This is a genomic window from Pseudomonas sp. m6p, assembly GCF_055760375.1.
The window spans coordinates 1,088,999-1,104,846 of record NZ_CM147084.1 but is presented as its reverse complement, the minus strand read 5'-3'; the positions used below and the strand labels follow the sequence as shown (position 1 = coordinate 1,104,846).

Sequence of the window (15,848 nt, the reverse complement as noted above, 5' to 3'; positions counted from 1 at the left end):
AGCGCCGGGCTTTTTGCATTATGCGACCGGCTCTCGTAGAACCGGCGACTTCAAAGACGGCCTAATATGCGTTATCAATTGTCCCCGCGTCGAATCAGCATGAAGCATTTGCTCCCCAGCACCGCCCTCGCTCTTTTCATCGGTATCGGCTTGTTGCCGATGTCGGGCAAAACCTTCGCAGCCAACAGCTGGGACAACTTGCAGCCTGATCGCGACGAAGTGATCGCCAGTCTCAACGTCGTCGAGTTGCTCAAGCGTCACCACTACAGCAAGCCGCCGCTCGACGATGCGCGCTCGGTGATCATCTACGACAGCTACATCAAGCTGCTGGACCCGTCGCGCAGCTATTTCATGGCCAGCGACATCGCCGAATTCGACAAATGGAAGACCCAGTTCGACGACTTCCTCAAGAGCGGCGACCTCAACGCCGGGTTCACCATCTACAAGCGCTATCTGGACCGCGTCAAGGCGCGTCTGGACTTCGCCATTGCGGAGCTGAACAAGGGCGTCGACAAGATGGACTTCACCACCAAGGAGACCTTGCTGATCGATCGCAAGGACGCCCCTTGGCTCAAATCCACCGCTGAACTCGACGACCTGTGGCGCAAACGCGTCAAGGACGAAGTGCTGCGGCAGAAGATTGCCGGCAAGGATTCCAAGCAGATCCAGGAAACCCTGACCAAGCGCTACAAGAACCAGTTGGCGCGCCTCGATCAGACTCGCGCGGAAGACATTTTCCAGGCGTACATCAACACCTTCGCCATGTCCTACGACCCGCACACCAACTATCTGTCGCCGGATAACGCGGAGAACTTCGACATCAACATGAGCCTGTCCCTCGAGGGCATCGGCGCCGTGTTGCAGAGCGACAACGATCAAGTGAAAGTCGTGCGTCTGGTGCCGGCAGGCCCGGCCGACAAGACCAAACAGGTCGCACCGGCCGACAAGATCATCGGCGTTGCCCAGGGCAACAAAGAGATGGTCGACGTGGTGGGCTGGCGTCTGGACGAAGTGGTCAAGCTGATCCGCGGCCCGAAAGGCACCGTGGTGCGCCTGGAAGTGATTCCGGCGAGCAATGCGCCGAACGACCAGACCAGCAAGATCGTGCCGATCACTCGCGAAGCGGTGAAGCTTGAAGACCAGGCGGTGAAAAAGTCCGTGCTGAACCTGAAACAGGACGGCAAGGACTACAAGCTCGGCGTCATTGAGATCCCGGCTTTCTACCTCGACTTCAAGGCGTTCCGTGCCGGTGATCCGGATTACAAGAGCACCACCCGTGACGTCAAGAAACTGCTGACCGAACTGCAGAAAGAGAAAGTCGACGGCGTGGTCATCGACCTGCGCAACAACGGCGGCGGTTCTCTGCAGGAAGCCACCGAGCTGACCAGCCTGTTCATCGACAAGGGCCCGACCGTACTCGTGCGTAACGCCGATGGCCGAGTTGATGTCCTCGAAGATGAAAACCCGGGCGCGTTCTACAAAGGCCCGATGGCACTGCTAGTCAACCGCCTGTCCGCGTCGGCTTCGGAGATTTTCGCCGGCGCCATGCAGGACTACCATCGCGCACTGATCATCGGTGGCCAGACCTTCGGCAAAGGCACCGTACAGACCATTCAGCCGCTGAACCATGGCGAACTGAAACTGACGCTGGCCAAGTTCTACCGGGTGTCCGGGCAGAGCACCCAGCATCAGGGCGTACTGCCGGACATCGACTACCCGTCGATCATCGACACCAAGGAAATCGGCGAAAGTGCCCTGCCGGAAGCCATGCCGTGGGACACCATCAAGGCGGCAATCAAGCCGGCCTCCGATCCGTTCAAACCGTTCCTCGCGCAGCTCAAGTCCGAGCACGACGCACGCAGCGCCAAAGACGCCGAGTTCGTGTTCATCCGCGACAAGCTGGCCCTGGCGCAGAAGCTGATGGAAGAAAAAACCGTCAGCCTTAACGAAGCCGACCGCCGTGCCCAGCACGCGGACATCGATGCCAAGCAACTGGCGATGGAAAACATCCGTCGCAAAGCCAAAGGCGAAGAACCGCTCAAAGAGCTGAAGAAAGAAGACGAAGACGCGCTGGCTGCAGCCGAGCCGGACAAGGTCAAACCGGAAGACGACGCCTACCTGAGCGAAACCGGGCGCGTGCTGCTGGATTACCTGAAGCTGAGCAATCAGGTGGCCAAGAAGTAAGATGATGGCAATTTAATGGTGAGGCTCCCCGGAGCGTCATCAAACAGTCATCATTCTGTCGTGAAATAAAGGACTGGGAGCGCCTCTTCAAGCAAGAGCGCTCCCAGTCCTTTTTTTATCGCCAGAGATTGCCATGACCACGACCGAACAGCTGAGTGCCTTGAGCTCGATCCTGACTCAAAGCGGTTTGCACAGCCTGTTCCAGCCGATCATCTGTCTCTCCGAGCGTCGCATTCTCGGCTACGAAGCCCTTACCCGAGGCCCATCCAACAGCCCACTGCATTCGCCTATTGCGTTGTTCGCCGTGGCGCGCCAGGCCGGGCGTTTAAGCGAACTGGAGATCGCCTGCCGCCAGTCGGCCTGCCGTCGTTTCAACGAGCAGCAACTGCCGGGCAAGCTGTTCCTCAACGTCTCACCGGAATCCCTGCTCGAAGCCGCGCACCAACCGGGGCGTACCCTGCAACTGCTGCAAGACTTCGGCATCCCACCGAGTCAAGTGGTGATCGAACTCACCGAACAGACGCCGATCGACGATTTCCAGTTGCTGCAAACTGCCCTGCATCACTATCGGGCGATGGGCTTTTCGATTGCGCTGGATGACCTAGGTGCCGGTTATTCGAGCTTGCGCCTGTGGTCGGAGCTGCGTCCGGACTATGTGAAAATCGACCGCCACTTCATCGACGGCATCCATCAGGACGCATTGAAACGCGAGTTCGTCGGCTCGATCCTGCAAATCGCCAAGGCGTCACGGGCACAGGTGATTGCCGAGGGGATCGAGTTGCCAGAGGAACTGGCGGTGCTGACCGAGATGGGCGTCGATCTGGTGCAGGGTTACCTGCTCGGTCGTCCGCAGGAGCATCCACCCCGCGATGCCCGGGCCCTGATGCCGAAACACGACAGCAGCACCGTCGCATTGAACGACGAAGGCAGCGACCTCAGCGCCCTGCTCAACGAGCAACCGGCGGTGCATCGCGACACACCGACTGCCACCGTACTGGAAGCCTTCCGCCGCCAGGCCAATCTGAATTCACTGGCAGTGCTCGACGAACAGGGCCAGCCGTGCGGCATCGTCCATCGCCATTCGTTGTCCGACGCGCTGCTCAAACCGTTCGCCACCGACCTGTTCGCACGTAAACCGATCAGCCGCCTGATGAATGATGACTTCCTCGCCGTGGAAATGAGCCAGTCGCTGCAACAGGTCAGCCGCCTGATCACCAGTCGCGCCCGGCAGCGCATCGAAGAAGATTTCATCATCACCCTCAACGGCGGCTATCTCGGCCTCGGTCGGGTAATCGACGTGCTCAAACTGATCACCGAACTGAAAATCCAGCAGGCGCGCTACGCCAACCCGTTGACCCTGCTGCCCGGCAACGTGCCGATCCAGCAATGCCTGACCCGCCTGCTGCAACAGGGCCGCGAATCGATCATCTGCTACGTCGACATCGACAGCTTCAAACCCTTCAACGACATCTACGGCTACGGCCGTGGCGACGAAGTCCTGCTGTGCCTGGCGCAATGCCTGAACGAACGCGTCGACCCGTCCCGCGACTTCGTCGGCCACATCGGCGGCGACGACTTCCTGCTGGTACTCGGCCCGGAAGACTGGCGCAAACGCCTCAATCAACTACTCGACGACTTCCAGAGCCAATGCCGCCGTTTCTATCGCCCGGAGCACCTTGAAGCGGGATGCTTTATCGCGCCGAATCGCCAGGGTGTGCGGCAGGAGTTTCCGCTGCTCTCGCTATCGATCGGCGTCGTCCACCTGCAACCCGAGGCCTGCACAGAACTGGATGCCAGCCAACTCGCGGAAATGGCTTCGCAAGCGAAGCATCATGCGAAGAATGTTCCGGGGTATAGCGTGCATGTGATTGATAGTCTCAGTGCTTCCGAACTTCATCGACCGCAGCTAATCGGACAACGTTGATTAAATAGCGAATTGATATTAGTTCAACAAGCAAAATCAACAGTGCCAATTTTCTATTAAAATAGCGTCCTCACCATGTAGATCTATCCTCACCAGCAGCCTTCTCAAGATCTTCCCCCCAAACCTCTTTCGCCAAGCGGTAGATCTCTTCAAAAAAACAACGAGGGCTGTTTAACGAGTACCATTCCCCCCTAGGCCAGCTGGATGTTTCGCACTCATCAATATCAAACAATCTACTGAAATCATAGTTTGAATCTTCTAACGCTGACTCTAAAGCCTCAAATAAAACCAGCTTATGCCTATATGATAGATACGGCAGATTCAGACAATACCTCCTTATAAGCTCCTCTCTATCATCCGAAATATTGGGATTATATACACCGAGTTCGACACCTCGAGTATCCTCTCGGTCATAGACATCAAAAACGCCAACAAACCAGCTAAATCTTGGATTGAAAGGCTTATTTAAATACGGATCTTTCAACATCACTTTCTCTCCGAAGGAAAACCTGTAAACGGCTCTTGCGTGTTTGTCTTATCAAATTTAAATTCAAACCAGTTCATATTCGCATTCAGAATCGGATTTTGCGGATCTTTCCTGTTCGGTTTGTAGCCTCGCCCTGCACCAGGCAATTCGAAACTGACTATCGGATTGTCATTCTGATCCTGCCCCGTATGCATAATTAAGCCATCTTTATTCCTGGTCATCGCCTTGTTTAATGCACCTAAATGCATTCGCCAATTATGAAATTGTGAGCTTGGGTTTCCTCTGGGTGGTCTTGGAACGACGCCAGTGTGAGGATCGGCGCCATTGATAGCTCGCTGTTTTAGGGCTCGATCGGGAATTTCGGAACTGTGCTTTTTTACAGTATGCATGTCATAAAGATCTTCATATTCAGTTACCCGTCGTTTCGCATTTTCCTCCGCCAACTCATCAATCCTCGCCCTCCGTTCCTGCGCCGTCATCTTCGGCAGCGCTGGCTCCCCCTCATCAACCGTAGCCCCACCAATCCCACCCGGCACCTCACAGCCCGGCCTATTCGGCGGCGGACAATTGGAGTTCAACCCCAACGGATCCACCCACCCCGTCGGATTCGGCACATACCGGTACTGATTCAACCCACCTGCCAACTTGATCGGATCCGGCGTCAGATACCGCCCCAACCTCGGGTCGAAATACCGATGCCGGTTGTAATGCAGCCCGCTTTCTGCATCGAAATACTGCCCCTGGAAGCGCAGCGGCTGGTCCAGGTAGTCCTCGCCCGCGAGGGTGATCGCCGACACCTTGCCGTAGGCGTCGTACTGCGCCGACCAGACGATTTCGCCGCTGTAGTCGGTCAGTTCCTGCGGCGTGCCGAGGTGGTCGAGTTGGTAGTAGAACGGGCAGGCCTTTTTCGGGCCTTTGCCGTCGAGCAGCGCCAGCGGGCGGAAGGTGCCGGGTTCGTAGACGTAGCTGCGGTGGTGGGTTTTGCTGGTTTCGGCGACGAGGTGGTCGCCTTGCCAGAAGAACTCGGTGGCATGGCCGTCGACAGTCTTGCGGATGCGTCGGCCGAAGGCGTCGTATTGGTAGGACGCGGTTTGGCCGTCGGGGCGGGTCAGGCCGATCAGGCGGTGCTGGCAGTCGTAGCGGTATTCGGTGACGAGTTGCTGGTCGCGGCCACGACGCTCGCGGATCAGGTTGCCGAAGGCGTCATAGTCGTAATGCCGGTCGCCCTGCATCAGCAGGCGGTTGCCCTTGATTCGCGTGGGGCCGGGACGGTCCTGCATCAGCAGGTTGCCGGCCGGGTCGTGGGCGAAGGCTTCGGGCAGTTCGTCGCGCGAGTGGCGGACGCGAATCAGTCGGTCGAGGGCATCGTAGCCGTAGGTACGCTGACCGTGACGGCTGTCGGCAATGTGCTCGAGGTTGCCGTTGGCGCTGTAGGCATAATCGCGCCGATACAGCGAAGCGTGTTGATGACCTACAGCGTGGGCCAGCAAACGGCCCTGGTCGTCGTAGGCATATTCGCTGAGCAACAGGCCTTGTTGGCGTTGTTGTTCGCGACCCGATTGATAGACGTGGCTGGTCAGCCGTGTGCCATTAAGGTCAATGGCGGTCAGCGCGCCGCCCTTGGCGTAGTGATAGTCGAGCGTGCTGTTGTCCGGCAGACGCTGGCGCTTGAGCTGGCCGCAGGCGTCATAGGCATAACGCAAGGTGCCCCAGCCCTGATGCTCGGTGATCAGCCGGTCCTGCAGGTCGTATTCAAAGGCCAGTGGATGTTGTTGGCCATCATCGACCCCGGTTAATCGGCTCAGGCGGTCGTAGGTGTAAGCCACCTCAACCCCGTCCGGCAGGGTTTTCAGCAGCAGACGCCCGGCCGCATCACGCGCGTAGGCAGTGACCAGCGTCGAGCCGTCATCGCCGAACTCGGTTTTTTCCAGCAGGTGCCCGTTGCGGTCGTAGGCGTACGCGGTGCGCCGGCCGTCGAAGCCGGTTTCCTGTCGGATCAGTCCGGTGGGCGTGTAGTCCAGGCGGTACTTTTCTCCGGACTCGTTCTCGATTTCTGTCAGCAGCAGTTGCGCATGGTCGTAGCGGTACTGCACCCGCGTGCCGTCGGGATTGATCCTGCGCGAGACCAGGTGCAGGTCGTCGTCATACTCGTAGCGGGTGATGCGCCCGAGTTCGTCACGCTCGGCCGTGACCTGGCCGTACGCGCCGTAGCTGTAGGCGCGGGTGGCGCCTGTAGGCAAAGTCATCTGAACCAGTCGGCCAATGGCATCCCACTGCTGGCGAGTGATCGCACCGTGTTCGTCGCAAGTGGTCGTCCGTCGCCCCAGCGCATCGTAGGAAAAGCGCCGTACACCACCGTCGGGCAGGGTTTCTTCGATGAGTTGGCCGAGGTCATTCCACGACAACTTGTGCCGACTGCTGTCCGGATAGCGGATCGACAGTAACTGCCCGCGCGTGTCGTAGTAGTAATAGGTGACCTGACCGTCGGGATCGACCGCCTCGGTGACATCGCCCTCGGCGTTGCGCCGAAACGTCCACACCGCCTCGCCGCGAGAACGGCTGTGCAGGAAACCGTTGCGGTATTCGTAGGACGTCGGCTCTTCGTCCGGAGGAAGCAGCGCGATCAACCGTCCGACATCGTCGTAGCGGTATTCGGTGACCGCACCCAGCGGATTCTGCTCGGCGATCAGCCGGCCCTGATCGTCATAAGCCTTGAGGTGCTCACCACCATCGGCCTCGACCTTGCGCACCAGCCGTGCGCTGTCGTCGTGGACGTAGGTTTCTTCGGTGCCATCAACGTAATGCACCGTGACGCGGCCGCTGTCGTCCCAGACATACCGCGTATTCATCTGCGCGAAGGAGGCCCAATGGCGCACGCAACGCGCGGCTTTGCCGGAACGCTCCCACTCCCAGAAAAAGCTCGCGCCGCCGCTCAGTTGCCGCTGCAGGATGACGTGCTGATCGTCGTAGTCGTAACGCTCGCTGTCCCCGACGGCATTGGTCGCGGCCAACAATCGCTGACGGGCGTCGAAGCAATAACTGACCAGCGTTTGCTCGGTGCGCCAGCCACCCGCCTCAAACACCTGGTAATCAACTGCCACCAGATGCGCCCGGTCGTAGCGCAACAGCAGCGAGCGCCCGGCCCCGTTATCCAGGCGCTGCAGACGCTCGGAATGATCGCGATGCACCGTCAGACGATTGCCATACCCATCACTGACCGCCGTCAGTCGCCCGGCACGAAAGTGATAAAACCGCGCCGCATCCCCCGCCAGCGCGAGGATCAGTTCCTCGGGCTCATCGCCGAGAAAAATCGCCGCCCGTGACAGGCTGTTGTGGATCTGCGGCCGTTCAACACTGGGCAATGGGAACCGCGTGCGCCGGTTCTCGTGATCGACCCAGACCACCGCCTCGCCATCGAACTCCAGCCTATGCGCCAGCGAATGGCTCCAGCCAAACCCCAGCCCGACATCGATCTCCACCGCGCTGGTGCGGTACAACCGGGTGAACTCAAACGGCAGCAAGCCATCGAGCGTGCCATCGGTCAGGGTCAGCAGTTCTTCGCCGGTGACCATCGACACCGGGCAACCGTTGGTGCAGGTCAGCGGCGCGCAATCGGCGCTGTCGCCGTTGGGGTTTTTCGCTTGTTCCGGCGAGTCGTCGTGATGCTCGTTTTTCTTCAGGGCGGCATTGCGCTTCGCATCCCAGCGCAACTGCATGCGGCCCTTTTTAACGCCGGCGGCAATGCCCCGCGCGGCGACAGTTTTGTACTGGTCGACGTAATGGATGAACGTGTTGACGATGCCGAACATCGCCTTTATCAAGCGTTTCACAACCGTGAGCAGCTGGGCGGCGCGATCCGCCAGGCGTAGCGTCAGATAAGCGATCCCTGCGCCAGCCCCGACGAATGTCAACACAACGCCGATCAGAACATCGATCAGCACCTGCACGATCATCATCGACGCCACTTCAGCGGTTTTGCCGGCGATCTGGTTGGGCGGCAGCATCTCCAGCCAGAGACTCGCACTGCGCAGCAGCAAACACAGCGCCGCCTCGTCGCTGACCAGCAACTGCAGCTTTTGCATGACATCCGGAGCTGATTCTGCGAGGCGGATCAGATCGGCCGCACCACTTCCAAGGCGTTCGGCAAACGCCCCTGGATCCTGCAGAATCTCCGACAGCATGCCGATGCTGTCCCACACGCCCTCAATCGCCGCCCAACTCCCGGCGAGCATGCCGTTGCCCGCCGCGGTTGCCACCGACTGTGACCACTGCGGCTTGAACCCCTGCCACTCGCTGCGCAGCCAGCCCTCCAGATTGCCGGTCAAGCCGTCGTAGGACTTGAACAGCGCCTCGATCTGCGCCGAGGTAACGTCGCTGTGCACCTGCACGCGATAGAACTTGCCGGGCGTCCCGGTGAATGTTCCCAGGCCTTGCGCATCAAGTCCGACGGGGAGGACTTGGCCATCATCCACCGCCACCACATCGACCACGATGTCGCCCAGCGGAATGTCGTACACCGACTCGAATTTGCTCTCGATCGTCAGCAACCCGCTTTTCGGGCACTGCACGACGCCGGAGGCAAACTCACTGTCTCCTGTGCTGACAGCGGTGATGCGATCACCGAAACGGATGATCCGCTCCATGCCCATCAGCGACGGCAAGTCCGCCGCGTGGCTGACCTGATCCGCCGCGCTGCTGAACCAATGTTCAAGCTGCTGGCGATAGAGGCTGAGGGTGTCGGGAAAGCTGTCGAGTTCCTGCTCGATACGGCTGACGGCTTCCATCAGCGCACGCAACGATGCGGGGTGGAATGAAAAACCGGGTCAAACATGAGCGTTCCCTCGCGCAAAAATTAGGCGCGGGGACTTTGCGGGGGATCAATCAGGAAAGAAGTCAGGCGAGTAGGCTTTTGCTGTAGGACTATTCTGCAAAGGACTGATTACTACAAAACGTATGGCGACAAACGCAAACGTGGCGTGAGGTTTCCCTCACGCCACGTTTATCCAACGATACAAAATGATTTACTGGGTTTAATCCCGAGCGCTCAACTCTTTGAGTTTGAGCTCGGCCAACGGGTGGCCGGCCTTGGCGGCCAGCGTCCACCAGCGCGCCGCTTCTGCCGGATCCGGCGCTTTGCCCGGAGTACCGGCCAGGCTGATCACGCCGACCTGATAAGCCGCTTTGCCATCGCCGGCGAGCGCCGCCAGACGCAACAGTCGCACACCCTCTTCGCGGGCGCCCAGGCCAACACCGCGAAACGTCAGAATGTGCCCATAAAAGCTTTGCGCGCCGACATCGCCCAGATTGGCCATACGCGCAAACTGCCCTTCGAGCCAGCGCCAGCCTCTGGGTTGGCGTACGAACCACGACCAGTGAAACAGCCTGCGGGCCAACCAGTAACTGGTCGACGCCTTGAGTCGAAAGAACACTCAGGCCTCCGCCGATTCCGGGTACTCGTATTCGAAAACCCTGACCACTTCCGACGCATGCCAAGAGGCAGCCGCAACGCCATCGGATGGCCCGGAAAAACGCCCGAGACGTTCAACGCACTCAAAAAAGCCGGTTCGAGGCAAACGGCTGGCCCCTTGGCTGATCACCAGCGAGCTGCGCAATGGCTGCTCGGCCTTGGCGTCCAGTGCAGCCAGATGCTCAAGTGCCGCAGTCAGCGTCTGCATCGCCGGCGTCGGCAGTTGCAAACGTTCGAGCAAGGCTCGATAGGTCAACAGATGGCGCTGCCTGCGCGCCTGATCCAGCTCCCCCAGCAATCCGTCCCAATGTTGACGACTGATGCGTACGCTCACGATTCATCCCTCCAACCCGGCACCGTCAGTTCCCAGGCCAGGCTGCGGCGAATCGCGGCGTCAGGTTGACGCTCGCCGCTTTCGATCATGGCCAGATAAGACGGGCTGATGCCTACCGTGCGGGCCAGCGCCTCGAAGGCGATGCCCTTCCCTTCGCGCAGACTGCGTAGTTGATCCAGACCTGGAAGAATCGGGTCTGGCGCTGCGGCGGCCGGCGCTGGCGCCTGCTGCTGCGGTATGTCGTTGATGCCTGCTGCTTTCAATAGAGCCTGATACTGGCCCCATGGCAGAACCGCGTATTCGGGTTCGCCATCGCGTGCAATTATCTGAATATCCATGACTACCCCGTAGGACAACAACACTTAGCGAGTCGGCACTTTTCCCTAGAAGTGTAATCCTAACAGCGGCCAAGGTCGCGGGGGGTATCAATCTGCCTGCAGGCGAGGTGAATCAGGTTTTTTTCGGACCCTGCAGTTGAAGTTGCTCGGGGGTATCGGGCAAACGCTCGACCACTGCGAGTTTTTTCGGCTGTTGTCGATTGCGCCAGAGCCGGAAGGCAGCGAGTTCGTCGTCGAGGGTTTTCATCAGCCAGGCGAGAACAGCAATGTCATCGAGCATGCCGAATACGGGGATGAAATCCGGGATCGCGTCCACCGGGCTGAGGAAATACATCAACCCTGCCACCACCGAAACGATGGCTTTCGGACTGATCGCCCGGTACTCGCCGCGCCAGTAAGCCAGACACAATGCCTGGAGCAAGCGCAGATCATCCTTGAGCTTGCCCAGGCGATTACCTTGCGCAGCGCCCTTGCTCGCCACGGCGAACAGCAGAGTCGGCAGGCGGCCACGGGCCAGCAGGCGTCCCGCCAGAGGCAGAAACCGGGCGAAATTCCACGGCGCTTTCATCTATTTCTCCCGTTGAAATGTTATCCACACAAATTGTGGATAACCTTGTGAACAGAGCTGCATTTCAGCGCTGAGAGCCCCGTTTCATAAGGGCTTCGCTCAGATCGGGCGTTTTTTACTCACATAAAAAATCCCAATATTTCATTGACTTGGCGGCTCAGGACGTCTACCCACGGCGGCCTCAATCTCTAGGACTGCTGTCAGCGGCATCCGTTCGCTCTGTTTAACTGCGCCATCCTTCAGATGCAACAACGCCCCGCATAAGCGAGGCGTTGTTGGCGAAGCCGTTACCGATGCCTGTTACTTGGCAGCGGCGTCTTCTTTGGCTGGATCCTTGATGGCCAGCAGTTCCAGGTCGAAGACCAGAACCGAGTTGGCCGGGATTGCCGGGCTTGGCGATTGCGCGCCGTAGGCCAGATCGCTAGGGATGTACAGTTTGTACTTCTCGCCAACGTGCATCAGTTGCAGACCTTCAACCCATCCCGGGATCACACCGCTGACCGGCAGATCGATCGGGCTGCCACGTTCCACGGAGCTGTCGAACACGGTGCCGTTGGTCAGCTTGCCGGTGTAGTGAACAGTCACTACGTCGGTCGGCTTGGGCTGTGGGCCATCGGCTTTCTTGACCACTTCGTACTGCAGACCGGAAGCGGTGGTGGTGACACCAGGCTTCTTGCCGTTTTCTTCGAGGAATTTCTTGCCGGCGGCTGCCGACTCTTCGCTCATCTTGGCCATACGCTCTTCGGCACGCTTTTGCAGCGCGGCGAACGCTTCGACCAGTTCTTCGTCTTTCAGCTTCTGTTCTTTCTTGCCGACGGCATCTTCGATGCCCTGGGCTACCGCTTTGGAGTCCAGATCATCCATGCCTTCCTGAGCAAGGCTCTTGCCCATGTTCAGGCCGATACCGTAGGAAGCTTTTTGCGCCGGGGTTTTCAGCTCTACGCTGGTCTGCGAATCACAACCCGCGAGGACCAGGCTAACCAGGGCTACCGCCGCCGCCAACCGATGCTGTTTCATGCTATTTCCTTGTTCATGCGCCGAAAGGGCAATCGAGTAAAGCCGCGAGCTTATCAGGCCGCCACGACCAATGGCTACCGGCATGAGAGCAGGAAACGTCCGATAAGTTCAGGGATTAAAACGCATTCGGGCAAAGCGACGATGAAGCTTCTGTCATCTGGGCCTGACAAGGGCTGACGAGACTTCCTACGACAGTTGGCGTAATGGCCACTTGCCGCACCCGCAGCAGCTGAGGCATAACAGCGCAACAACTCGACAAGGATGTTTATCTTGCGCCTCTTATTCCGTGTGCTGACTCTGATCGTGGTACTGCTGGGCCTGGTCCTGGCCGTGATTCTGTACTACGTCGCCAACCCAAAACTGCCCTTCTATACCCCGGCCCAACAGGTGCATTACCTGCAACAGTGGAGCGAGGAGGAGCGCCAGACTTACTATTTCACCCCGCAAGGGACGCAGGTCAAAGGCCTGCGCTATGAATGGTTCCAGGCGCTCGAGCTGCCCTTCTCTCAGCAACGTTTCGCGTCCCCGGAATACCTTGCACGCTTCGGTTTTCTGGTTGATCCGCAGCAAAAAGCCACGCCAAACAACCCCGGCAATCTGCCGGTCGGCTTCGCCCGCCACCCGAACCCAGGCGGCACCGAGCAATACCTCGATATCACCTGCGCCGCCTGCCACACCGGTGAATTGCGCTTCAACGGCCAGGCCGTGCGGATCGACGGCGGGTCGGCGCAGCATGTTTTGCCTTCCAGCGTTCCTACGTTGCGCGGTGGCAGTTTCGGGCAGGCATTGGTCGCCAGTCTGACCTCGACTTACTACAACCCGTGGAAATTCGAACGCTTCGCCAGAAATGTTCTGGGCGATGGCTACGAGCTGCGCCGCGAGCAACTGCGCAAAGACTTCAAGCAATCGCTGAACACCTTCCTGAAAGTCGCCTGGAACGATACCCATCGCGGCCTCTACCCGACCGAGGAAGGCCCTGGACGCACCGATGCGTTCGGCCGCATTGCCAACGCCACCTTCGGCGACGCGATTTCCCCCGCCAACTACCGCGTGGCCAATGCCCCGGTCGACTACCCGCAACTGTGGGACATGTGGACTTTCGACTGGGTGCAGTGGAACGGCTCGGCGCAGCAACCGATGGCGCGTAACATCGGTGAGGCGTTGGGCGTCGGCGCCACGCTGAATTTCTTCGACAGCAACGGCCAGCCGCTGCAAGGCGATGCGCGTTATGCCTCAAGCGTCCGCGTACGCGATCTGCACACAATCGAGGAAACCCTGCAACGCCTGCGACCGCCAGCCTGGCCGGAAGATGTCCTGGGCGCCATCGACAAACCGTTGGCCGCCAAGGGCCGCACGCTGTTTGCCGAGAACTGCGCCGGTTGCCACGTGCCGCGCAAGACTCAAGAGGGCGAGCGCTGGGTGCAGCACTTGCACATGTTGCCGCTGGAGGTGATCGGCACCGACCCGAATGCCGCGACCAACATTGCCACTCACCGTTTCGACCTGACGCCGCTGCAATGGGACCCGAAAGAACTTGAGCAAATGGATGTGAAGTTGCATCCGACGCCCACCGAACCACTGGATCTGAGCCAGCTATCGGTGGCCAAGGGCCTGGCCTATGTCACCGCATTCGTCGAGAAGCGCGCCTATCGCGAGGCCGGCGTCACCGCTGAGGAAAAGCCACAACTCGACGGCTTCGGCCTGCCGATCGGTGTGCGTGAAAAGGTTGCCTACAAGGCCAGACCACTGGCCGGTGTCTGGGCCACCGCGCCGTTTCTGCACAACGGTTCGGTGCCAAGCCTCTACCAGTTGCTGTCGCCGCAGGATGAGCGCGCGACGACTTTCTATAAGGGTTCGTTCGAGTATGACCCGCGCCATCTGGGTTATCGCACCGAAGCCTTCACCAACGGCTTTTTGTTCGATACGCGTATCACCGGCAACCACAACAGCGGCCACGAATTCCGCGCCGGCGAGCGTGGCAATGGGGTTATCGGCCGCCTGCTGCAACCCGAAGAACGCTGGGCATTGCTGGAGTACCTGAAAGTCCTGGGCGGGCCTTTGGAGGCGCAACTGCCATGATGATCAACTCGTACAAAAAACCCTCCCTTCTCGCCCGCATCTGGCTGTGGCTGGGACGACTGCTGGGCAAAACCCTGCTGGCCCTGCTGATTGTCGGCCTGCTGGGCTGGGCCATCGCGAGCGCGTGGTTCATCTGGCAACACAGAGGTCCGGTGTCGGCGCAGGAACAGATTCCCGCCGGTGAAGCGGCCATGACCCAGGACGTGATCCAGACTGCCGTGCGCATCGTCGATCAGCACCGCGAAGGCACACGCTACCTGCGCGATGCGCATGCCAAGGCCCATGGTTGCGTGAAAGCTGAAATGACGGTGCTGCCGGAACTGACACCAGCGCTGCGCCAAGGTGTTTTCACCGAACCGGGCAAAACCTGGCAGGCGTTGATTCGCTTGTCCAATGGCAACGCCTACCCGCAGTTCGACAGCATCCGCGACGCCCGGGGGATGGCGATCAAGCTGCTCGATGTCCCCGGCAAGCAGCTGCTCGGCGACCGTCAGGTGCGCCGTGAACAAGACTTCGTGATGTTCAGCCACCCGAACTTCTTCGTCAGCGATGTCGCCGAGTACCGTCAGAATGTGGCAGCTCAGGCTGACGGCAAAAAAATCAGGGCGTTTTTCCCCGGTTGGGATCCGCGCACCTGGCAGTTACGCCACCTGTTCATCGCCCTGGCGACCCTGTCACCGCCGCCGGACAGCCCGACCGCGACCACCTACTTTTCGGTATCGCCTTACAAATTTGGCGAGGCCAATGCCAAGTTTCGGGTTGCGCCGGATCCAGACAACTGCCCAACCTACACCCTGCCCGCGCAAAATCACGACCTGCCGAATTTCCTGCGCAGTGCGTTGAATCAGCAATTGTCCACAGATCGGGTGCCGGCGTGTTTTGTGCTGCAGATTCAGCGTCAGGATGCGAACAAGTACATGCCTATTGAGGACACCAGCATCGAGTGGCGCGAGCAGGATTCAGGGTTCGAAACAGTGGCACGGATCACCCTGCCGGCGCAGGACTTCGACACGCCAGCGCTGAATCTGGCATGCGACAACCTGTCGTTCAATCCGTGGTTTGGTATCGAGGCGCATCGGCCGATTGGCGGGATCAATCGCTTGCGTAAAGCGGTGTATGAGGCGGTGAGCGATTATCGGCACAGTCGCAATGCCGAATAGTGAGAATTCCTCTGTAGGAGCTGTCGAGTGAAACGAGGCTGCGATCTTTTGATCTCTAAAAGCAAGATCAAAAGATCGCAGCGTGCCGCAGCTCCTACAGAGGAGATCGAGTGATTTCACAAATCGCAGACAGCAAAAAGCCCGCACTAGGCGGGCTTTCTGTGGTGACCTGGCGTTCAGTGGGTCCAGGTGACCGAATATGGCGCAGCGGACGGGACTCGAACCCGCGACCCCCGGCGTGACAGGCCGGTATTCTAACCGACTGAACTACCGCTGCGCGAAACGCTTGA

Annotated in this window: 11 protein-coding genes and 1 tRNA gene; 4 read left to right on the top strand and 8 right to left on the bottom strand. The window is 59.4% G+C overall.

What is annotated here, in order from left to right; all coding sequences use genetic code 11:
• The first annotated feature begins 99 nt into the window (after positions 1 to 99).
• Together ACYZUM_RS05205 and ACYZUM_RS05200 are read left to right on the top strand one after the other, a co-directional pair.
• A complete protein-coding gene (locus tag ACYZUM_RS05205; RefSeq protein ID WP_161794910.1) occupies positions 100 to 2,184 on the top strand; it encodes a carboxy terminal-processing peptidase in 2,085 nt (694 codons plus the stop codon).
• A 133-nt stretch (positions 2,185 to 2,317) separates the two neighbouring features.
• Positions 2,318 to 4,108, top strand: coding sequence for a bifunctional diguanylate cyclase/phosphodiesterase (locus ACYZUM_RS05200; RefSeq protein ID WP_108182111.1), 1,791 nt, complete (start codon positions 2,318 to 2,320; stop codon positions 4,106 to 4,108).
• Positions 4,109 to 4,178: 70 nt separating this feature from the next.
• On the opposite strand, the gene ACYZUM_RS05195 is transcribed toward ACYZUM_RS05200, so the two are convergent.
• From ACYZUM_RS05195 to ACYZUM_RS05165, 7 genes are all read right to left on the bottom strand, one after another.
• Positions 4,179 to 4,595, bottom strand: a complete 417-nt coding sequence (locus ACYZUM_RS05195; RefSeq protein ID WP_473061300.1) for a hypothetical protein — start codon at positions 4,593 to 4,595, stop codon at positions 4,179 to 4,181.
• Complete coding sequence (locus ACYZUM_RS05190) at positions 4,595 to 9,379, bottom strand: RHS repeat-associated core domain-containing protein (RefSeq protein ID WP_108182109.1); 4,785 nt, start codon at positions 9,377 to 9,379, stop codon at positions 4,595 to 4,597. Before ACYZUM_RS05190 ends, ACYZUM_RS05195 begins: the two co-directional genes overlap by 1 nt.
• 246 nt (positions 9,380 to 9,625) lie before the next feature.
• Positions 9,626 to 10,024, bottom strand: a complete 399-nt coding sequence (locus ACYZUM_RS05185; RefSeq protein WP_108182108.1) for an SEL1-like repeat protein — start codon at positions 10,022 to 10,024, stop codon at positions 9,626 to 9,628.
• Positions 10,025 to 10,396, bottom strand: a complete 372-nt coding sequence (locus ACYZUM_RS05180; protein ID WP_003223109.1) for a hypothetical protein — start codon at positions 10,394 to 10,396, stop codon at positions 10,025 to 10,027.
• Entirely contained in the window at positions 10,393 to 10,734 is a 342-nt protein-coding gene (locus ACYZUM_RS05175; RefSeq protein WP_108182107.1) for a helix-turn-helix domain-containing protein, read from the bottom strand. The genes ACYZUM_RS05180 and ACYZUM_RS05175 overlap by 4 nt, the downstream gene beginning before the upstream one ends.
• Positions 10,735 to 10,846: 112 nt before the next feature.
• A complete protein-coding gene (locus ACYZUM_RS05170; protein WP_108182106.1) occupies positions 10,847 to 11,302 on the bottom strand; it encodes a YkvA family protein in 456 nt (151 codons plus the stop codon).
• A gap of 300 nt (positions 11,303 to 11,602) precedes the next feature.
• Positions 11,603 to 12,319, bottom strand: a complete 717-nt coding sequence (locus tag ACYZUM_RS05165; RefSeq protein WP_007966725.1) for an FKBP-type peptidyl-prolyl cis-trans isomerase — start codon at positions 12,317 to 12,319, stop codon at positions 11,603 to 11,605.
• A 270-nt stretch (positions 12,320 to 12,589) separates the two neighbouring features.
• Between ACYZUM_RS05165 and ACYZUM_RS05160 the strand changes: the two genes are divergently transcribed.
• Positions 12,590 to 14,398 (top strand): di-heme-cytochrome C peroxidase, encoded by a 1,809-nt coding sequence (locus ACYZUM_RS05160; protein WP_108182105.1) that lies wholly within the window; start codon positions 12,590 to 12,592, stop codon positions 14,396 to 14,398.
• Complete coding sequence (locus ACYZUM_RS05155; protein WP_108182104.1) at positions 14,395 to 15,558, top strand: catalase family protein; 1,164 nt, start codon at positions 14,395 to 14,397, stop codon at positions 15,556 to 15,558. Before ACYZUM_RS05160 ends, ACYZUM_RS05155 begins: the two co-directional genes overlap by 4 nt.
• 200 nt (positions 15,559 to 15,758) lie before the next feature.
• On the opposite strand, the gene ACYZUM_RS05150 is transcribed toward ACYZUM_RS05155, so the two are convergent.
• Positions 15,759 to 15,835: transfer RNA gene (locus ACYZUM_RS05150), tRNA-Asp, on the bottom strand.
• Positions 15,836 to 15,848 lie beyond the last annotated feature (13 nt).

Excerpts from the sequence above, each read along its gene's own strand:
- ACYZUM_RS05190 (WP_108182109.1), bottom strand. The coding sequence starts at position 9,379 with ATGGAAGCCGTCAGCCGTATCGAGCAGGAACTCGACAGCTTTCCCGAC.
- ACYZUM_RS05205 (WP_161794910.1), top strand. The coding sequence starts at position 100 with ATGAAGCATTTGCTCCCCAGCACCGCCCTCGCTCTTTTCATCGGTATC.
- ACYZUM_RS05200 (WP_108182111.1), top strand. The coding sequence starts at position 2,318 with ATGACCACGACCGAACAGCTGAGTGCCTTGAGCTCGATCCTGACTCAA.
- ACYZUM_RS05195 (WP_473061300.1), bottom strand. The coding sequence starts at position 4,595 with ATGTTGAAAGATCCGTATTTAAATAAGCCTTTCAATCCAAGATTTAGC.
- ACYZUM_RS05155 (WP_108182104.1), top strand. The coding sequence starts at position 14,395 with ATGATGATCAACTCGTACAAAAAACCCTCCCTTCTCGCCCGCATCTGG.
- ACYZUM_RS05175 (WP_108182107.1), bottom strand. The coding sequence starts at position 10,734 with ATGGATATTCAGATAATTGCACGCGATGGCGAACCCGAATACGCGGTT.
- ACYZUM_RS05165 (WP_007966725.1), bottom strand. The coding sequence starts at position 12,319 with ATGAAACAGCATCGGTTGGCGGCGGCGGTAGCCCTGGTTAGCCTGGTC.
- ACYZUM_RS05170 (WP_108182106.1), bottom strand. The coding sequence starts at position 11,302 with ATGAAAGCGCCGTGGAATTTCGCCCGGTTTCTGCCTCTGGCGGGACGC.